The sequence below is a fragment of the Pseudomonas sp. N-1-13 genome, from assembly GCF_057787095.1.
The window spans coordinates 5,152,473-5,170,280 of the sequence record NZ_JBYNRI010000001.1; the positions used below are offsets into that span (position 1 = coordinate 5,152,473).

Annotated in this window: 14 protein-coding genes; 9 read left to right on the plus strand and 5 right to left on the minus strand. The window is 57.3% G+C overall.

Translation table 11 applies throughout. From position 1 onward, the window contains the following. Nucleotides 1-32 precede the first annotated feature (32 nt). Nucleotides 33-1,889 (minus strand): DNA recombination protein RmuC, encoded by a 1,857-nt coding sequence (locus tag AC3I65_RS23075; protein WP_488524201.1) that lies wholly within the window; start codon nt 1,887-1,889, stop codon nt 33-35. A gap of 8 nt (nt 1,890-1,897) precedes the next feature. Next, nucleotides 1,898-5,278, minus strand: a complete 3,381-nt coding sequence (locus AC3I65_RS23080) for a DEAD/DEAH box helicase family protein (RefSeq protein WP_488524331.1) — start codon at nt 5,276-5,278, stop codon at nt 1,898-1,900. Nucleotides 5,279-5,796: 518 nt separating this feature from the next. Here AC3I65_RS23080 and AC3I65_RS23085 point away from each other — a divergent pair. The 4 genes from AC3I65_RS23085 to darG all read left to right on the plus strand — a co-directional run bounded on the left by AC3I65_RS23085 (nt 5,797) and on the right by darG (nt 9,190). Further along, on the plus strand, nt 5,797-6,717 hold the full coding sequence (locus AC3I65_RS23085; protein WP_488524202.1) for a restriction endonuclease: 921 nt from the start codon (nt 5,797-5,799) through the stop codon (nt 6,715-6,717). A 164-nt stretch (nt 6,718-6,881) separates the two neighbouring features. Continuing rightward, nucleotides 6,882-7,460: a DarT ssDNA thymidine ADP-ribosyltransferase family protein gene (locus AC3I65_RS23090; RefSeq protein ID WP_488524203.1), complete on the plus strand. Its 579-nt coding sequence runs from the start codon at nt 6,882-6,884 to the stop codon at nt 7,458-7,460. Beyond that, entirely contained in the window at nt 7,461-8,105 is a 645-nt protein-coding gene (gene darT, locus AC3I65_RS23095) for a type II toxin-antitoxin system toxin DNA ADP-ribosyl transferase DarT (protein WP_488524204.1), read from the plus strand. It begins immediately after the preceding gene. Then, nucleotides 8,102-9,190, plus strand: coding sequence for a type II toxin-antitoxin system antitoxin DNA ADP-ribosyl glycohydrolase DarG (darG, locus tag AC3I65_RS23100; protein ID WP_488524205.1), 1,089 nt, complete (start codon nt 8,102-8,104; stop codon nt 9,188-9,190). Before darT ends, darG begins: the two co-directional genes overlap by 4 nt. A 192-nt stretch (nt 9,191-9,382) precedes the next feature. Here the strand turns inward: darG and AC3I65_RS23105 are convergent, their stop codons facing one another. The 3 genes from AC3I65_RS23105 to AC3I65_RS23115 all read right to left on the minus strand — a co-directional run bounded on the left by AC3I65_RS23105 (nt 9,383) and on the right by AC3I65_RS23115 (nt 12,577). Continuing rightward, nucleotides 9,383-9,742 (minus strand): DUF6124 family protein, encoded by a 360-nt coding sequence (locus AC3I65_RS23105; protein ID WP_488524206.1) that lies wholly within the window; start codon nt 9,740-9,742, stop codon nt 9,383-9,385. Between the two features lie 592 nt (nt 9,743-10,334). Then, entirely contained in the window at nt 10,335-11,609 is a 1,275-nt protein-coding gene (locus AC3I65_RS23110) for a glycoside hydrolase family 68 protein (RefSeq protein WP_109756316.1), read from the minus strand. A 509-nt stretch (nt 11,610-12,118) separates the two neighbouring features. Then, on the minus strand, nt 12,119-12,577 hold the full coding sequence (locus AC3I65_RS23115) for a GNAT family N-acetyltransferase (protein WP_281459800.1): 459 nt from the start codon (nt 12,575-12,577) through the stop codon (nt 12,119-12,121). A gap of 255 nt (nt 12,578-12,832) precedes the next feature. Between AC3I65_RS23115 and AC3I65_RS23120 the strand changes: the two genes are divergently transcribed. From AC3I65_RS23120 to AC3I65_RS23140, 5 genes are all read left to right on the plus strand, one after another. Beyond that, nucleotides 12,833-13,456, plus strand: a complete 624-nt coding sequence (locus AC3I65_RS23120; protein ID WP_274090070.1) for a CDP-alcohol phosphatidyltransferase family protein — start codon at nt 12,833-12,835, stop codon at nt 13,454-13,456. A gap of 10 nt (nt 13,457-13,466) precedes the next feature. Continuing rightward, nucleotides 13,467-15,224, plus strand: a complete 1,758-nt coding sequence (locus tag AC3I65_RS23125) for a bifunctional alpha/beta hydrolase/class I SAM-dependent methyltransferase (protein WP_488524207.1) — start codon at nt 13,467-13,469, stop codon at nt 15,222-15,224. Continuing rightward, nucleotides 15,224-16,567, plus strand: coding sequence for a phosphatase PAP2/dual specificity phosphatase family protein (locus AC3I65_RS23130; RefSeq protein ID WP_076383475.1), 1,344 nt, complete (start codon nt 15,224-15,226; stop codon nt 16,565-16,567). Before AC3I65_RS23125 ends, AC3I65_RS23130 begins: the two co-directional genes overlap by 1 nt. After that, a complete protein-coding gene (locus AC3I65_RS23135; RefSeq protein WP_488524208.1) occupies nt 16,557-17,012 on the plus strand; it encodes a hypothetical protein in 456 nt (151 codons plus the stop codon). The genes AC3I65_RS23130 and AC3I65_RS23135 overlap by 11 nt, the downstream gene beginning before the upstream one ends. A 175-nt stretch (nt 17,013-17,187) precedes the next feature. Continuing rightward, nucleotides 17,188-17,808 carry a lysophospholipid acyltransferase family protein gene (locus AC3I65_RS23140; RefSeq protein ID WP_076383473.1) on the plus strand — a complete coding sequence of 207 codons (621 nt, stop codon included), beginning with the start codon at nt 17,188-17,190 and terminating at the stop codon, nt 17,806-17,808.

The following is a 17,808-nucleotide window of genomic DNA, read 5'->3' on the forward strand; positions in this document are numbered from 1 at the left end:
CGAGGTACTTCTCTAATTCAGAATTTTGTAGATCAGAGCTGGGCAGCCAGCTCTTCTTCGGACGATTGTTGAGCGAGTAACGGCAGGGCTTCAGTTGGCTCTGGGGCTTCGTCGATGGCTTCGACAATCAGTGACAGCCGCTCGCTTTCAAAGTCCATGTGAGCTGGCTCCAGTGCCGGTAGGGTTTTGCTGACCTTAGCTGACAGCTTGTTGAAGCGTTCCACTTTGCCGTAGAGACCCTGCTTACCGGCCAACGCCTTGACCGTTTCGTTGTAATGGTTGCTCACGGTATTGAGCGTACCGCCCAGCTTACCGAGGCGCTCAGCCACAATGCAGACTTGGTTGTAGATTTCGCCAGCCTTCTCGCTGATTTCCCGCGCCTCGGCGTTGCTGCGCTCGATCATCCATAGGTTGGAGACCGTACGCAGGATGGGAATCAGGGTGGTATGTGAGACCAACACGATACCCTTCTTGTAACCGTACTCAAACAAGTCCTTGTTGTGCTTCATGGCCTCGATGTAAGCCGGCTCAATAGGCATGAACATCAACACGAAGCTGGGGCTGCGCATGCCAACGAGATTGGTGTAGTCCTTGGACGCAAGATCATCAATATGCTTACGCACGGCTTTGATGTGGTCGACCATAGCAAGCTGGTACGCCTCAGGTGACTCAGCGCCGACAGCACGATCATAAGCGTTCAATGACACCTTACTGTCGATAATGATGTGCTTACCATCCGGTATTTTTACTAGGTAATCGGTCTGCTTGCTTTTACCCTCGGTATCCTTAAAGGCGCTTTGTACCTCGAAGTGTGCTTCTTCAATCAAGCCACTCATTTCAAGCGTCCTGCGCAACTGGGCTTCACCCCAAGCGCCGCGCTGCTGCGAGTCGCCCTTGAGAGCTGAAGTGAGGTTATTTGCCTCTTTGCTCATTTGCAGGCCGATATCAAGAACCTTTTTGATCTCACCATTGAGGCTGGTGTTGCCCTGCTGAGAGGCGTCGTGCACGTCATTGATACGCTTCTGAAACCCCTCAATCTGTTCGCGGAAGGGCTTGAGTAGACCGGCAATGCTGGTTTGACTGGTCTGAGTGAATGTCTTGCCTTTCTCTTCAAAGATCTTGTTGGCCAGGTTCTCAAATTCCTGGGTGAGCGACTTCTTGGTTTCAGACAGTTGGGTCATCTGTTCCTGAAAGTGCTCCTCACGTTTCTGTAGGGTGGTTTTGAGTGCGGTATGGTCGGAACCGAGCTTATGCAGACGTTCCTGTAACTGGTTGAAAGACTCTATCTGCTGGGCATACGTTTGCTTGGCCTCTGCAAGTTGCTCGCGAACTTCTCGTTCGGAGGTTTCTAGCGCCTTCGCCCGTTTTCCTTCGCTCGCCAGCTCGTCCTTCAGGCCGTCGCGCTCAGTTTGCATGGACTCGTTTTTCATTTCTGCAGCCGTAAGCCGCTCTCGCAGCTCAGCGACCTGCTCTTGAAAGCCCCGCACTTCAGCCTGGGCCGCTTCCAAGCGTTTGGCCGTCTCATGACGATGTTGGTTCGCCTCTTCCAGTTTCAGCTGCAATGCCGCGCCTATGTCTTTGTTTGTTAGCAGGTCAGCAGAGAGGCGTGTCGCTGTATCGGCTGCAGCGTGCAGCTGTGTCTGCAGCTTGCCTTGCTCTACCTGCAGGTTATGGCATTGCGCTTCTTCTGCTTTGAGCTGGCCTTGCAGTGCGGTCTGTTGGGCATCAGCAACCGCTTGGCCTTGCTGTGCCTGTTCTAGCTTCGCAGTCATCATGCCAACCTGCCGCCCCTGCCACAGGGCCGCGATGAAGTAGCCAATCGCCGCACTGGCAATGGCGAGCACTACGCTGATCACGATAATTTCCATCGTCCATTGGCTGGCTAGCATGATTGCTCCTAGAGGGCACTTGGCGGGGTAGTTCCGCGCAAAAAGGGTTTGAGCACTGCCACCAACTCGGTGACATCAGTAGGTGCGAAGACGCCGTCGATACCCTCGTGTGAAATGCTGTCGAACGGTGGTTCGTAGAGTTTTTCCACTACGATGCTGCCGTGCTGAGCGATATAGTTTTTAAGCAGGTTCATAAAACGTACCTGCTGGGCCGTGAGGCTTGGATGGGCATGGAGGAAGCTCTTGAAATGCTCCTCGATGGCTTGCGCATCCAGACCGATAATCTCGCGCACGGTTAGGTGCAGCTGATCGGCCGTGCGACCGTAGAACTCATTGAGCACTTCCAGACTGACGCCAGGGTGGCTCGTTAGGATGGTCGACGTGAGCGTTTTCAGCTCCGGTTCGGCAATGGGTTCGCCCTTGTGGATTTTCTGAAGTGTCGGGTTAGCCGCGAGCATGCCGTCGAGAATGTCCTTGAGACGACGGCGATAGATCATCGCTTCGCTGGCACCGGCGATGTACACCGCTCGTTCGCCGCCCTGCACGTTGTCATCCCTGGTTTTGGTGGTGTCTATGCCGTACCCCGTGCTGGTTCCTGTTTGCCGGTATTTCATGATGCCGCGAAGTTCTTTGCGCGCGCTTTCCAGTTTGTCGATGCTCGGGTTCTGCCAGAAACCGGCACTGCGCACTTCGGCAATCAATACATCCTTCTGACGCACGGCCTGGATGTTGACCGCAAGCTTGTCCAACTCGGCCAGCAGGATGATCTTGCCATCATCGAAACAGCTGGCCTTCTCGACCAGGCAGCGCTGGATGCCAGCAATCAACTTGTCCAACGCCGTGGCGTGTTTGTCGCGCAGCACCCGGGCTGACATCAGCGGGGCAATGGTATTGCTGAGCAGGTGCTGGGTTTTAACACCAAACTGTTGCAGCAGATTGGTTTGCTGCAACTGGTGGACGACACGGAGCTCGCGCTTCACCGCCACGCTGTTTTCCGGCAGGTCACTGATGTCTGCACGTAGCAGTTCAATGGCTGCGTCGAACGCTGCTGCATGATTCTGACGAAGTGCGGCTTGGGCAAGCTCCAAACGCGCTTCGAAAGTGGTTTGCAGCAGGGATTTGCCGCCGGTGTCATCCGGTTCCTGGTAATCCTGCTCGAAGAAATCGAAGTTACCGTAGTGATCGAAGATCAGGAACTCGCTTTTATGTTTACCAGTGCCGAACAGATTAGGCCTCAGACGCGTGCCACGACCTATCATCTGCCAGAACTTGACCCAGGATTTGACAGGCTTGGCGAATACCAAGTTGACCACTTCCGGAACGTCGATACCGGTGTCGAGCATGTCTACCGAAATGGCGATGCGGAAGTGGTTATCCGGCTTCTTGAATTCCTTGATTAGGGTGTCCACATGCGGAATGTCGTTGTGGATGACCTTACAAACCTTGGCCCCATACTGCGGGTAGAGCTTGCAGAAGAGCTTTTCCAGATGCTCGGCGTGGTCCTGGCGTTGGGCGAAGACGATGGTCTTGCCGACCAGTGAACCGGTCTCATCCTTGATGCCGTTGTTAATCAGATTTTCCAGGATAATGCGATCAGTGTCCTCACTGAAAATCTTACGACCAATGTCCTTGCCGGCAATGGTGGTGCGCTTGGCCTCCTCCTCGCCGAGGTCATCTTCCAGCTGGCGCTTCTGCTCATCGCTTAGGTCGTTGTAATGGATTCCGTCGCGCAGGAAGTCGGTGGTGAGGTCACGTACACGGAACGGTGCCAGATAGGGGGGCTCGTTGTTGATGGCGGCATCCAAACCGAACTCGAAGGTTGGATCGGTGGTTTCACAGTCAAAAATATCAAAGGTGTTGCGGCTGATGAACTTCACCGGAGTTGCGGTGAGGCCAACCTGTAGGGCATCGAAGTAATCGAACAGGTCGCGGTACTTGTTGTAGATGGTGCGGTGACTCTCGTCAGCAATGATCAGGTCGAAGAAGCCCACATCGAGCTGAGCGAAGCGGTTCATCATGCCCGGGTAGGTTGCGATATAGATGCGTGCGGTTTGATCCACCTTGTTGGTTTCACCGATCACGCAGCGCGGCTCACTAGGCAGATTCTGCTTGAAGGCCTCATCAGCCTGCACGCGAAGCTCCTTACGGTCGCAGAGAAACAGCACCCGTTTGGCCCAACCAGTGCGCAGAAGCAGCTCGGCCAAGGCAATGGCCACACGGGTTTTTCCTGTCCCGGTGGCCTGGATGATCAGCGCCTTGCGGCGCTGCTTTTGGAAGTGTGCAGCAACAGTCTTGATTGCTTCAATCTGGTAGGGCCGGTCGGCAATGCTGAGCTCGGGGTTGTGCTTTTCCAGCTCGGCGATGCGGTACTGACGCTGGTAGCTCAGGTATTCAAGGCTGTCCTTGCTGTAGAGGCCGTACACCGGGCGATAGGTGTTGTACTGCTTGTCGTCCCAGATGAAGGTTTCGTAGCCGTTGCTGTAGAAAATCACCGGGCGCTGCATGCCCATGCGCTCGAAGCCGTCGGCGTACATACGAGCTTGTTCGCGCCCTGCCTGCAGACTGACATTGCCGGACTTCTTGGCTTCGATCACGGCTAGGGGCTGACCGTTGTCACCCCATAGCACGTAATCCGCACGCCCCTTGCCGGATGCGTTTCCGGGGAAGTCGACTTCCACCTCATGGCTGACCTGAGCCGGGTTACTGACATCCCAGCCGGCCTGCAGAAGCATGGCGTCGATCAGTAGTGCGCGGGTTTTGGCTTCATTCCATTGCAGGCTGTCGGCAACCTTCTGGCTCTGCTGCTGACGCCTTTGTTGATCTGGTTTGGCTGGTTCGTCGAGCTTATCTAGGTTGCGGGTCCGCTCTTGCTCCAGCTTGTCCATGACTCGCTGCAGCTCTTCCTGCTGCTTCTGCAGTTCTTTCTCATAGCTTGAAACTGATTGCTGAAGCTGGCTCAGCGTAGCGGTCGGGCTCTTGACCTCAATGAATTCCGGCAGCGCTGCCTGGGTAACGCCGTAGTATTTTACAGCCATGTACTTGGCAAGCTCATGCGCTGCATTCAAAGCCAGCTTGGCATTGCGCAAATCGCCCTCACCACCATGAGCAGCGTCGTTACCCTGAATACGCAGGAAGTTAATCTGATAAACCAGCGATTTGCTGACGCAATCATTGAACACGGAGCCTTTTACCAACTCATAGAAGCTCGACTGCGGCGCGCGAGGCAGCAGTTCTTCTTTATAGATGGTTTTGGTTAGCTCCTCGGCAAAGCTGCGCAAGCGGGTGAGCGCGCTGCCCGGATCGATGTGCAGCACCGCCTCGGCAAGGCCAGCCAAGTTGGCCAGCAGCTGGTTACCGGAGCGAAGGAACTCAAAGTTAACTGATTTCATAAAGGCGATTCTGTCCATATCGATCCTGTAGCGAGGACCGTGCCAGTTTTTATCCGATGCCGTATTTGTCCATCCAGTTGCTCAGCGTTTGCTGGCTTTTTGGGCCTAGCAGGCTGGCGGCCCGAGTTTTGCCGTGCCCCGTAATCGCTGTCCCGCTCGGAGAGCGACTTCTTGTCCATTAGATCCATTCCGTTTCAAGCCGCGATGGTCGCTCCATCCGACATAGTGATTTTGTCAGTCGAGACAAATGTACAGCTTTTTGCCATCAGTCCAAAGATGGATGCAATCCTCAGAGCAGAAGCCGGACTGAAAGATAATGGAATATAACGGTGAACGACGCTCGGGTATGCCAAACGGCGGGATTTACCATGCAGGAAAGCTCTGCTGCACCAATCCCCCGGGGCTACACAATGACTTACGCTTTGATAGCGCCACGACTCACTCGCTATGGGTTGCCTGAGAAGCCGTAACTTATACTCCCTCCTCGACCGCAAAGTAGCCATCACAGGGAAGCGTCCATGTCCGTTCCAACTTACGATCAGTTCATCGAACCCATCCTGCGCTTTCTCGCAACCAAACCAGATGGTGCCCTCGCTCGGGATGCCCATGAAGCGGCAGCCAAAATGCTGCAACTGACCGTAGAACAACGTGAAGAAATAATCGCCAGTGGGCAAGCCACCTATAAAAACAGAGCGGGCTGGGCGCATGATCGGCTGAAGCGTGCCGGCCTTTCCAGCAGCGCTAAACGCGGATACTGGAAACTGACTGATACGGGCGTTGCTTACGCCAAAGACCATTCAGCCCCTTTGCCGTCCGACGAAGTGGAACATTTAGCCATTGGCTATATGAATGTGAAACTGAAGGTTGCCCCCGACGCCGCCCCGCTTGATGACGAAACGGCTGTTGAACCTGCCATAACCTCCGCCACCGCGAGTCCAGATGATCGGCTCGAGCAAGCCCTCCAGGAATTGCGCAACGCAACTGCTGCCGATTTGTTGGATAATTTGTTACAGGTGAGCCCCAACCGCTTCGAAGTCATCGTACTTGATGTGCTTCATCGCCTGGGTTACGGCGCCAGCCGCAATGACTTGCAGCGGGTTGGGGGCTCTGGCGATGCCGGCATCGACGGCATTATCTCGCTCGATAAGTTGGGACTCGAGAAAGTTTACGTGCAAGCCAAGCGGTGGCAAAACACAGTGGGCCGCCCTGAGCTGCAGGCGTTCTACGGTGCGCTCGCCGGGCAAAAAGCCAAACGCGGCGTTTTCATCACAACATCTGGTTTCACCGCTCATGCAATCGACTTCGCTAAATCGGTGGAAGGCATCGTGTTGGTGGATGGCATGCGGCTGGTGCACCTGATGATGGATCACGAGGTGGGCGTTACATCACGACTCTTGCGGCTGCCAACGTTGGATCGCGATTATTTCGATGAGGAATGAGCTGCAGCTTTTCTGACAAAGTGACCATAACCGCATAACTATTGTGGCTTTGAATGGTGGCATATTAGAATCAAGTCGTGTGCCCTACTAGACCCCGCGGGTTGAGGGCTGGGGAACAGCTAGGACAGCGCCCATTTAGATATGCGTAGGTCAAGGAGACCGCAATGTCAGACGCCAGAAGCATCAAAGACCAGTACTTCGTCTACCATCTGACTTCTATTGAAAACCTGGATGGGATCTTCGCAGCAGGCCTGAAGCCTCGGGCCAGTCTCGCCAATTTCACTGATGTAGCAGACAGCGAGATTCTCAAGAAACGCAAAGCTCTTAACCTTGACCGCTATGTTCCCTTTCATTGGTTCGCCGGCAATCCGTTTGATGGCCGCGTGCAGCTTGATCGTCCCAAATCAAAGTTCGTGCTGATCTCTGTTTTCAGAACATTTGCCAAGGAAAAGGGCTGGAAGATCATCCCGCAGCATCCACTTGCGGATGAGGCAATTCAGCTCCTCGATTACAGCGCTGGTTTCCAGGCCATCAATTGGGAGCTCATGAATACCCGCGAATATCAAAACCACGAGTGCAAAAACGTTTGTATGGCTGAATGCCTGTCCCCACACGTGGTTTCACCCGAAAACTTTTCCAGGATTTACGTCCCAAACGATGAGGTCAAACAGCTTTGTGAGGCTAAAATGCGCCCAGCCAATCTAGCGACTCCCATCAGTGTGAACCCCGGAATGTTCCTATAAATGATCTACAACAGACTGAATCCAGAGAAAGCTCTGATTTGGCGTATCGTCCATCGGGACAACCTGCCTTGGATTCTGGATAACGGTCTGCACTGTGCAAATTCGAACGTTCAGTCACCGCAGTACGTAAACATCGGCAACGTTGACTTGATCGACAAACGCCGAGCTCGGCACGTCCCCATAGCACCGGGCGGGGTATTGGCCGACTACGTGCCCTTCTATTTCACACCCTTCTCTGTGATGATGAAAAATATCCACTCGGGGCGGAGTGTTCAGCAGCGCAGCAATGACGAGATCGTGATTCTGGTCTCTAGCCTGTACCGCATCGAGCAGATGGGCCTTCCGTTTGTCTACACGACCGCCCATGCCTACCCCGATTGGACAGACTATTACAGCGACCTGGCGAATCTCGGCCAGATCGATTGGTCTATCATTCAACGACGCGACTTCAAGCGCGATCCTGACGACCCTCAGAAGATGGAGCGGTATCAGGCCGAAGCGCTGATCCACAATCATCTACCCATTACAGGACTCCTTGGCATCATGTGCTACACGGATGCAATGAAAGAACGCATAGAGCAGGACGTGGCCGCCAGGGGCCTGGCGCTGCCTGTCCATGCGCGTCCGGGATGGTATTTCCAATGATCCGTTTTACCCAAGGCAACCTTCTGGAAGCCAAAACCGAAGCCCTGGTCAATACGGTGAATACCGTGGGCGTGATGGGTAAAGGTATTGCGCTGATGTTCAAAGAGCGCTTCACGGAGAATTACCGCCTGTACTTGGCTGCCTGCAAGGCTGGCGAAGTGGAGACAGGCAAGGTTCACGTGACGGCGGTCAGCGAACTGGAGGGGCCACGCTGGATTGTGAACTTCCCGACTAAACGTCACTGGCGCTCACCTTCGCAGATGGCGTGGATAACCGAAGGTCTGCACGACCTACGTCGCTTTCTGATCGAAAACGATGTGAAGTCCGTGGCGGTTCCACCGCTAGGGGCTGGCAACGGTGGTTTGAAGTGGCCAGAGGTTCGCGAGCAGATTGTTGAAGTCTTGAGCGATCTGGATGTCGACGTGCTGGTGTTCGAGCCTTCTAACCAGTATCTGAACGTCGCCAAACGTAACGGTGTGGAAAAGCTCACGCCGGCTCGTGCCCTGATTGCCGAACTGGTTCGTCGCTACTGGGTTCTGGGTATGGAATGCAGCCTGCTTGAGATTCAGAAGCTGGCTTGGTTCCTTGAGCGCGCCATCGAAAAGCTGCCAAATACCGAAAACCCGCTGAATCTCCAGTTCGTTGCTCATAAGTACGGGCCGTATGCCAACCGGCTGGAGCATCTGCTTAATAACCTGGATGGCAGCTATCTGCATTGTGACAAGCGCATCAGTGATGCGGGTATTAGCGACGTGATCTGGTTTGACGAAGGGCGCAAAGCATTCTTGCAGACCTATCTTCAAACAGAGGCCAAGGAGTACACCCAGGCCTTGGAGCGTACCGCCGAGTTGATCGATGGTTTTGAGTCGCCTTTCGGCATGGAATTGCTGGCTACGGTTGATTGGTTGCTTAGCCAAGATGGGATTTCGCCGACTGTTCCTGCCGTGCGCGAGGCGTTGAAACATTGGGATGGCGGAGCGGGTGCTGCGGCTCGTAAAAGCAAGCTGTTCGATGATCAGGCGCTTGGTATCGCGCTGAAGCGGCTGACTTCCAGTAGTTTCAGGCCGGAGGTGGCGACCTGTTAGGGGTAACGCGTGACTTGGACAATTATCCAACAGGTTGTTGGACAATTTCAGCGTTCATCGCCTCGATGACGTTCCGCAATTATGCAAGTACCTCTTGCACAATTAGAGCTCATCGCTTCGAGGACTCTCGAATACAAAAAGGTCTTGCCGAGCAAGACCTTTTCTCATACCTGGGGTAAACGCGGCCCCTTGCTACCTCACCTCAACAATATCCAAAGCCCGATTCGCCAGAAGCTCACTCACCTCAATCACCTGCAAAATCCCCAACGCAAAATGCCGTCGAGATCCCTCAAGACCAAACGCCAAATCACTGATCATGGCATTGGCCGAAGCCAGGTTTTCGCTGAGATTGGCAAGCAGACATTCCGAATCAACATCCGGTGCGATACGGAGGATGGTGTTGGACTTGTCAGACGTTTCGTCCTTCGGCGTAGGCTTCAGGTAGTAATCCAAAGCCCGGTTCGCAGCATCATCAAGCTTATTATTACGAGCAGACTGAGCGCGAGACACATGCTCATCTGCGGTCGGAGGGTTCGGTGTAATTTTGACCATAGCCTTAACTCTCTTTGGTGAGGCCACGACCCTCTCGCTGCTAAACGAGTGGGTGGCAGCTGTACGCGGGTTAGCAGACCGACGAGTTAAGAAATCGGCGCGCCCGGGGGCGCCCCACGCACAGCCACCATCAAGTGCAGGGATGGGGATACCTGACTGATGAAGCTTGATGCGACTCAACTCGACGGGCTGCTAAACCCGATCACTGATGGGCAGTGACAGGATCAAAGCTACCGACGCGACCAAAGACGCACAAGCCGGCGGATTCTGGCGTAGTTGTAGGCAATGGCGCAAGGCGATGTCGGTCGTGGCTAGCCTCGTGGAGTCACGATAAACAGCGGGCCGGAATGTTGCTGATGCACCGCTATCGCGAGCAGGCTCGCTCCCACAGAGGAGCTTGCGGACATACGTCGCTGGAGAATGCATTCGCGACCGGCTGCATCCTTGCAGCCAGTCGCGAAGAGGGTTACGACTCATTGTTCAATGGGGCTTGCGAGCAACGTCGCAATGCATCAGGCGGGATATCTCGATCATATCCACAACGGTTTTGTCATCGACCGCAAACCCGCTGCCTGAAACCCCTGCGTCGCTATTACTTGAGCGTGACGTCGAGCATCGGCGGGATGTAACCGTAGTCGTACTCGGCCACCACGAAGGTCTGCTGCCCTTTTATTTTCATGCCCACCGTTGGCGCCTCGGTGCCACCCACCCGAATCTGCGTGCCGGTTTCGTCGGTCGGTACGCTGTCGATGAAGGAGGTCACCAGGCCGTTTGGCATTACATAGTGCGAGTAGGTCTGGAACGGCTGGGAGGACGGGTTGCCCAGCACCAGGCCGGATCCGTTCAGCGGCACGTAAGGGCCGAACAGCGAGTCCGCGACGAAACCGTACACGCCGTCCGGCCCGGTCACGCCGTCGGCGTAGGTGAAGGTATGGCTGATCGTGAACAGGTAGTACTTGCCATCCTGGAACACGAAGTGCGGGCGTTCGGTCTGGTCGTTTACGCCCACGGCGGTCAGCAGTGGCGGCAACATTTCCCAGTCGTCACCGTCCGCGTCGCGGGCCACGGCGATGCCGACACAGGCGGTCTGGTAGCGCGAGTTGCCGACATCTTCATAACCCGGTGGCACATCGCCGATTTCTGCCTCTCCCACTTTGTGCGAGCCGCGCTCACCGGCCACGTTGCCCTCGAACAGCATGTACAACTTGCCGTCTTTCGGGTCGCGGAAAGGCCATGGGTCGCGGAAACCCCAGAACGCGTTTTGTGCTTCGGTCTGGTACATGTTGCCGTCGGCCTCGAACAGCGGCTTGACCTTCTCGAAGCCGACCATGCTGACACCGTGTTCTGTGGTCACCACCCGACCGCGCACCTTGACGATGGTCGCGCCCGGGGTGACGGCGGTGTAATACAGGTCCACTTCACCTCGGTCGTTCAACAGGATCGGCGTACCGGCCCATTCGCGAGCGGTCGGCGAAACGCCTTCGGCCATCACACGGCCACCGAATTCCCAGTTCTTGCCGGTACGCGAAAACCAGTAATACATCTTTGCCCGACCGTGACGATCGTTCCAATCGCGGAGGATGTCGTAGTTACCGTCCTCGTCGAGGTACTGCGGGTCGTTTGGATGACGATCGGCCGTCAGGGTGAATATCACCGACCAGCCATCGACGGACGTCACGTTACCGTCCAAGTCGCGCAGGGGCATGGTGTCCCAGATAAACACGTCGTTGTTCAGGACCGGGAAATCCGCGCTGACCAGTGGCTGAGTGGTGGTGGGATCGTCCGCCCGGACTTTCAACGCATCAGCGCGGGTCCAAAGGCTGGGTTGATGGGGTGTTACACCGAATTTTTCGGGGTTGGTTTTCATAAGGTAGTGCCTCGTCCATGAATGGATTCAAATAAATAACGCTTTAGAAATACTGTATGTGCATACAGTTAAACCACCTTATAGAGGCTCACCCATGTGGGTCAAGCGAAAAAATGCATTTGTGCATATTTTGGTTTTTTGTTCGAGCTGATACGTTTCAGCCATGAACGTTTGCAGAAGTTAGTTCCAAGGGAGATCGGCGACGTTGCCTGCACGCTCGGTGCTTTGAATCGCTGATTGGTGGAAGGCGCGCGTAACTGCGCAATGGGAGGCAGTGCATAGAGGGAGCGGATTGCCGTGTTCTGCTCGCGAGGTGGCGAATCAGTGGCGCTGAGGTTGACTGGTGTATCGCTATCGCGAGCAGGCTCGCTCCCACAGGGGGTGGGCGAAAGGACTGCTATGGCGGTGGGTCAGATGCTTGATGGGTGTTGGGGTTGTGTCGGGGGGTTGCCGATGCCCAGGATCCGCGTAGGAACAATCGACTCGCCGGTGTGCGGTCCCGGCGGTGGTTACAGCTGCCGCGACATCAGCCATTGCTCTTTCCCCCATGCCTCAAAGCGCTCCAGCACTTCCCAGCCAAGCCCGGTGTAGTAGTCGCGCTGGTTGTGGGTGTGCAAGTACAAGGTGGTGAATCCCGCTTCTCTGGCATGGTTGCAGATGCCTTCGATCAGTTGCGCGGCAAGGCCTCTGCGGCGGGCGGTTGGGGTGATGAAGACGCATGCCAGCCATGGGCCGAGTTCTGGTCGGTCGGGCAGGTCGTCGCTGGCCAGTGAGACGCCGCCTAGCAACTGGTCTTGCTCCGTGGCGATCAGGCATTTCCAGTGTCCATAACGTTGGCCCGCAGCGAACTCTTGCTGCCAACTGGCGAGGGATTGCTGGGCGAATTCATAGCTGAATTCCTGGTGAAGCCACTCGGCCATCTGGTCGCATTTGTCCATGTGGTTTTCGAGCCAATCCATTTGCGGCATTTGGAGCGCTCCTTATGTTTGGGACAACAGGGTGTTGACCTGTTTGGCTGATGAACCGCTATCGCGAGCAAGCTATGCTCCCACAGAGGCTTGTGGCAAGCCCGCTCCTACAGGGGTTCTTTATTCACCGGAGAATTCGTTGCCAGATGCCTACCCGCGCGCATTCTGGAGAATTACCCCTCCAGCCAAACCCCAACTATCGTAATCTCGCAGCTGAACAAGCCCAGCCCTGCAACCGGCCGAGATTTCATTCCCATGCCCTCCATCTACCAGCTCAAACCCGCCTTCCAGAACCTGCTGCGCCCCATGGTTCAGCGTCTTTACGACAAGGGCATCACCGCCAATCAGGTCACCCTGCTCGCCGGCGTTGTCTCTGTGCTGGTGGGGGCCGTGGTGGCGTGGTTCGCCAATCATCCGGGGGTGTTTATCCTGGTGCCGATCTGGATGCTTCTGCGCATGGCGTTGAACGCGGTGGATGGCATGTTGGCGCGGGAGTTCGGGCAGCAATCGCATCTGGGCGCCTACCTCAATGAGCTATGCGATATCATCGCCGACGCTGCCTTGATCCTGCCTTTTGCCTTGTTTGCCGACGCCAGTCTGTTGCTGGTGTTGTTGGTCACGCTGTTGGCGTTGTTCAGCGAATACGCCGGTGTGCTGGGGGCGATGGTCGGGGCTTCGCGGCGCTATGACGGGCCGATGGGCAAGAGTGATCGCGCCTTTGTGTTGGGCGTGTTGGCGACCGGGATTGCCCTGGGCTGGCTCGGGGCCGGGTGGGTTGATGGTGTGATGGCGGTGGTAGCCGCCCTGCTGGTTTATACCTTGGTCAATCGGGTGCGTCATGGCCTGAATCAAGTGACGGAAAACGCTCCCTCAGCATAAGGAAGTTGCAATGCGCGAAGCCCAGGAACTGACGTTTACCACCTTTGACGGCGTGGATTTGTTTTACCGGCATTGGCCGGCCGTCGATGCGCCGCAGGGTGAGCCTCGTCAGGCGGTGTTGTTGTTTCATCGGGGTCATGAACACTCCGGGCGCATTGCGCATCTGGTGGATGAGCTGGATTTGCCCGGGTTCGACTTCTTTGCCTGGGATGCACGCGGCCATGGCCAGTCGCCGGGCGCACGCGGCGACAGTCCGAGTTTTGCCACCAGTGCGCGGGATGTGCAGACGTTTTGCGATCACATCGGCGCAACGCATCAGATCGACGAGCAGAACATCGCCGTGGTGGCGCAGAGTGTCGGGGCGGTGATTGCGTCGACCTGGGTTCACGATTACGCGCCGCGAATTCGCTCGCTGGTGCTGGCGTCGCCGGCGTTCAAGGTCAAGCTTTACGTGCCTTTCGCTCGTCCGGGCCTGGCGCTGATGCGTCGGTTTCGCGGCAACTTTTTCGTCAACAGTTACGTCAAGGCGAAATTCCTCAGCCATGACCCGGAGCGGGTGGCGTCCTACGACAGCGATCCGCTGATCACCAAGGCGATTTCGGTGAACGTGCTGCTGGGTCTCTACGAAGCCGCCGACCGCGTGGTGGCCGATGCCCAGGCGATTCAGGTGCCGACGCAGTTATTGATCTCAGGTTCCGACTTTGTGGTGCAGCGCAAACCCCAGGAGCAGTTCTTCGAGCGGCTGGGCAGTGTGCACAAGGAGAAACACATTCTGCCGGGGTTCTTCCACGACACCCTCGGCGAGAAGAACCGTGCACCGGCCATCGCCAGTGCCCGTCGGTTCATTCTGCAAAACTTTGCCCGCCCGCTGGACCACCCTTCCCTGCTGGACGCTGATCGCCTGGGCGCGACCTGCGCCGAGTCCGAAGCCTTGGCGACGCCGCTGCCGCACAATTCGTTGCGCGACCTGTACTGGCGCATGACCCGCGCCAGCATGCGCTTTGGCAGCAAGTTGTCGGCTGGGGTGAAGTTGGGTTTCGACACCGGCTTCGATTCCGGCAGCACGCTGGATTACGTCTACCGCAATCGCCCCACCGGCACCTCGGCCGTGGGACGGATGATTGACCAGAATTACCTGAACTCCATCGGCTGGCGCGGGATTCGTCAGCGCAAGTTACACGTCGAGGAACTGCTGCGCTTGGCCATGGGCAAGTTGCGCGAGCAGGACCGCGAAGTGCGCATTGTCGACATCGCCGCGGGTCATGGCCGTTACATTCTCGAAGCGCTGCAAGGCGTCAGTCCGTTGCCGGAGTCGATCCTGCTGCGCGACTACAGCGACATCAACGTGCGGGACGGCAGTGCGCTGATTCTTGAGAAGGGCTTGGGCGATATCGCTCGGTTCGTCAAAGGTGATGCCTTTGATCGCTCGGATCTGGCGGCGCTGGAGCCCAAACCGACGCTCGCGGTGGTGTCCGGTTTGTATGAGTTGTTTGCCGATAATCAGATGGTCGGCGACTCCCTCGCCGGCCTGGCCGAAGCGGTGGAGCCTGGCGGGTTCCTGGTCTACACCGGCCAGCCGTGGCACCCGCAACTGGAACTGATCGCCCGCGCCCTCACCAGCCATCGCGCCGGGCAGGCCTGGGTGATGCGCCGGCGCACGCAGGCGGAGATGGATCAACTGGTGGAGGCGGCGGGTTTCCGCAAGATCACTTTGCGGGTCGATGAGTGGGGCATCTTCAGCGTTTCGCTGGCTCAGCGAGTGCAGTGATGAGCGCCGTCATCGCCCCGGCCCGCGAGCCCGGCCTGCTGAAACCGGCGGTGCTGTGGTTGCTGCTGTTGGCGCCGTTGTTTTTCAGCACCTATGGCTTCGCCACTTGGGTGACGTCCCAGCGGGACGACGTGGGCAGTTTGGTGTTTGGTTGGGAAAGCTACATGCCGTTCATGGCCTGGACCATCGTGCCCTATTGGTCGATTGATCTGCTGTACGGCCTGTCCCTGCTGTTGCCCAACAGCCGCGAAGAACTCAAACGCCACGCCTTGCGTCTGCTCACGGCCCAGGCGATTGCGGTCAGTTGTTTTCTGATCTGGCCGTTGCGCTTCACCTTCGCCCGGCCGGAAATGGATGGGGTGTTTGGTTGGCTGTTCGACGTGCTGGCCGGGTTCGACAAGCCGTTCAATCAGGCACCGTCGCTGCACATCGCGTTGTTGGTGGTGCTGTGGGTGTGTTATCAGCGGCACCTGCAAGGGCTCTGGCGTTGGCTGATGCACGGTTGGTTCGCGCTGATTGGCGTGTCGGTGCTGACCACGTATCAACATCACTTTATTGACCTGCCCACAGGTGCGTTGGCCGGGTGGTTGTGTGTCTGGTTGTGGCCGCTGGATCGGCCCAGCCCGCTGAAAAATGCACGTGTGACCGCGGACCCGGCTCGTCTGCGATTGGCTTTGCGCTATGGTTTAGGGGCTGCGGCGTTTTTTGTTCCGGCGTTTGCCTTGGGTGGCGCGTGGCTCTGGTTGATCTGGCCGGCAGTGGCGGTGCTGGGGGTGACGCTGAATTACCTGGTGTTCGGTGCCGATGGCTTTCAGAAGCGCGCGGATGGCCGATTGAGCCCGGCGGTGCGCTGGCTGTTGGCGCCTTACCTGGCGGCGGCGTGGATCAATTCCCGATGGTGGACGCGCAAGCATCCGCAGGCCGATCAGGTGGCCGATAACGTCTGGCTGGGGCGCATTCCCACGCCGATGGAATTGAAGGACAGTGCGTTTACCGGCGTGCTCGACCTTTGCGCCGAAATGTCCATGGACAGCACCGGCATCGCCTATCGCGCATTGCCGGTGCTTGACCTGACCGCGCCCAGTGCCGAGCAGTGCCTGGAAGCTGCACGGATGATCGAGAACCTGCGTCAGCATGGGCCGCTGCTGGTCTGCTGTGCCCTGGGTTATTCACGCAGCGCCAGCGCTGTGGCAGCGTGGTTGTTGCACACTGGCCGGGCCGCCAGCGTCGATGCGGCCATCGTCCAAATCCAGCGGGTCCGCCCGCAGGTTGTTTTGCATCCGGCGCACCGGCGGGCGTTGGAACGGTTATCCACAAGCACGAGGAATGACCATGATCAGTGATATGGAACTCCACATGGTGGCGAGCCTGTTGCGCCGAGGTCACTCGCTGGATCAGCTTTCCACGGGGCTGACCCTGTTGGCGGCGCTGCTGGGGCTGGCTCAACTTTTGGTCGGTAGCGTCAATCCGTGGCTGCTGTGCTTTAGCGTCGTGATATTCATGCTTGGCGTGCTGCAAAAGTACTGGGCGCAGCGCGTGGCGTTTGATGCCGACCTGTTCCAGCGCATGGCGGACAGCACCCAATCGCTGGCCGAACGAACCTATACATTGGATCAAGCCCTCACCGCGCTGGGCCTGCAACCGGTCGAACGCAGCGGTCGCCTCTGGACCGAGCGCCGGCATGGCGCGTTGTTACTGCTGCGCCGCCAGTCGTTGTTGCTGGCCACGCAAGTTGTCTTGACGCTGGGCGTGATCCTCGCAAGTCCCTGGCTAACTTCAGGTATCTAGATAGCTTTTGTGGCGAGGGAGCTTGCTCCCGCTGGGCTGCGAAGCAGCCCCAAAACCAAGCACTGTGGTGTATCAGATTGATTGTGTTCAGCCTCTTGGGGGCTGCTGCGCAGCCCAGCGGGAGCAAGCTCCCTCGCCACAGTTACGCTTATGTTTCTCAGGACAAGGAATCCTCATGTTCGAACCCGTGGTCGCCAGCCTCATCACCTCCGCCGCCCGCATGGTCACGGGCGCTCGCAGCCTGTGGCTCGGTTGCGCGCCGCAACCGGTGCAGCGGATCTACTTCGCCAATCACAGCAGCCACGGCGACTTCGTGCTGCTGTGGGCCTCGTTGCCGCCGGCGCTGCGCAAGCTTACCCGGCCGGTGGCGGGCGCCGATTATTGGCAGACCAGCCCGCTGCGGCGCTACATCATCAACCGGGTGTTCAACGGCGTGCTGGTGGACCGCGAGCGCAAGGACCCTTCGTACAACCCTTTGCAGCCGATGCTCGATGCCTTGGAAAACGGCGACTCGCTGATCATCTTCCCCGAGGGCACGCGCAACCCGGAGGACGGCCTGCTGCCGTTCAAGAGCGGGATCTATCACTTGATGAAAAGCCACCCTGAAGTCGAGGTGATTCCAGTGTGGATCGCCAACCTCAACCGCGTCATGCCCAAGGGTCGGGTACTGCCGTTGCCGCTGTTGTGCACCACCAGTTTCGGCGCGCCGCTGTGCATCGAAGAAGATGAAAGCAAAGAGCAATTTCTTGAACGCAGCCGGGCCGCGCTGCTGGCACTGGCCCCGGAGCACGTCTGA

Excerpts from the sequence above, each read along its gene's own strand:
- AC3I65_RS23075 (WP_488524201.1), bottom strand. The coding sequence starts at position 1,889 with ATGCTAGCCAGCCAATGGACGATGGAAATTATCGTGATCAGCGTAGTG.
- AC3I65_RS23080 (WP_488524331.1), bottom strand. The coding sequence starts at position 5,278 with ATGAAATCAGTTAACTTTGAGTTCCTTCGCTCCGGTAACCAGCTGCTG.
- AC3I65_RS23085 (WP_488524202.1), top strand. The coding sequence starts at position 5,797 with ATGTCCGTTCCAACTTACGATCAGTTCATCGAACCCATCCTGCGCTTT.
- AC3I65_RS23090 (WP_488524203.1), top strand. The coding sequence starts at position 6,882 with ATGTCAGACGCCAGAAGCATCAAAGACCAGTACTTCGTCTACCATCTG.
- darT (WP_488524204.1), top strand. The coding sequence starts at position 7,461 with ATGATCTACAACAGACTGAATCCAGAGAAAGCTCTGATTTGGCGTATC.
- darG (WP_488524205.1), top strand. The coding sequence starts at position 8,102 with ATGATCCGTTTTACCCAAGGCAACCTTCTGGAAGCCAAAACCGAAGCC.
- AC3I65_RS23105 (WP_488524206.1), bottom strand. The coding sequence starts at position 9,742 with ATGGTCAAAATTACACCGAACCCTCCGACCGCAGATGAGCATGTGTCT.
- AC3I65_RS23110 (WP_109756316.1), bottom strand. The coding sequence starts at position 11,609 with ATGAAAACCAACCCCGAAAAATTCGGTGTAACACCCCATCAACCCAGC.
- AC3I65_RS23115 (WP_281459800.1), bottom strand. The coding sequence starts at position 12,577 with ATGCCGCAAATGGATTGGCTCGAAAACCACATGGACAAATGCGACCAG.
- AC3I65_RS23120 (WP_274090070.1), top strand. The coding sequence starts at position 12,833 with ATGCCCTCCATCTACCAGCTCAAACCCGCCTTCCAGAACCTGCTGCGC.
- AC3I65_RS23125 (WP_488524207.1), top strand. The coding sequence starts at position 13,467 with ATGCGCGAAGCCCAGGAACTGACGTTTACCACCTTTGACGGCGTGGAT.
- AC3I65_RS23130 (WP_076383475.1), top strand. The coding sequence starts at position 15,224 with ATGAGCGCCGTCATCGCCCCGGCCCGCGAGCCCGGCCTGCTGAAACCG.
- AC3I65_RS23135 (WP_488524208.1), top strand. The coding sequence starts at position 16,557 with ATGATCAGTGATATGGAACTCCACATGGTGGCGAGCCTGTTGCGCCGA.
- AC3I65_RS23140 (WP_076383473.1), top strand. The coding sequence starts at position 17,188 with ATGTTCGAACCCGTGGTCGCCAGCCTCATCACCTCCGCCGCCCGCATG.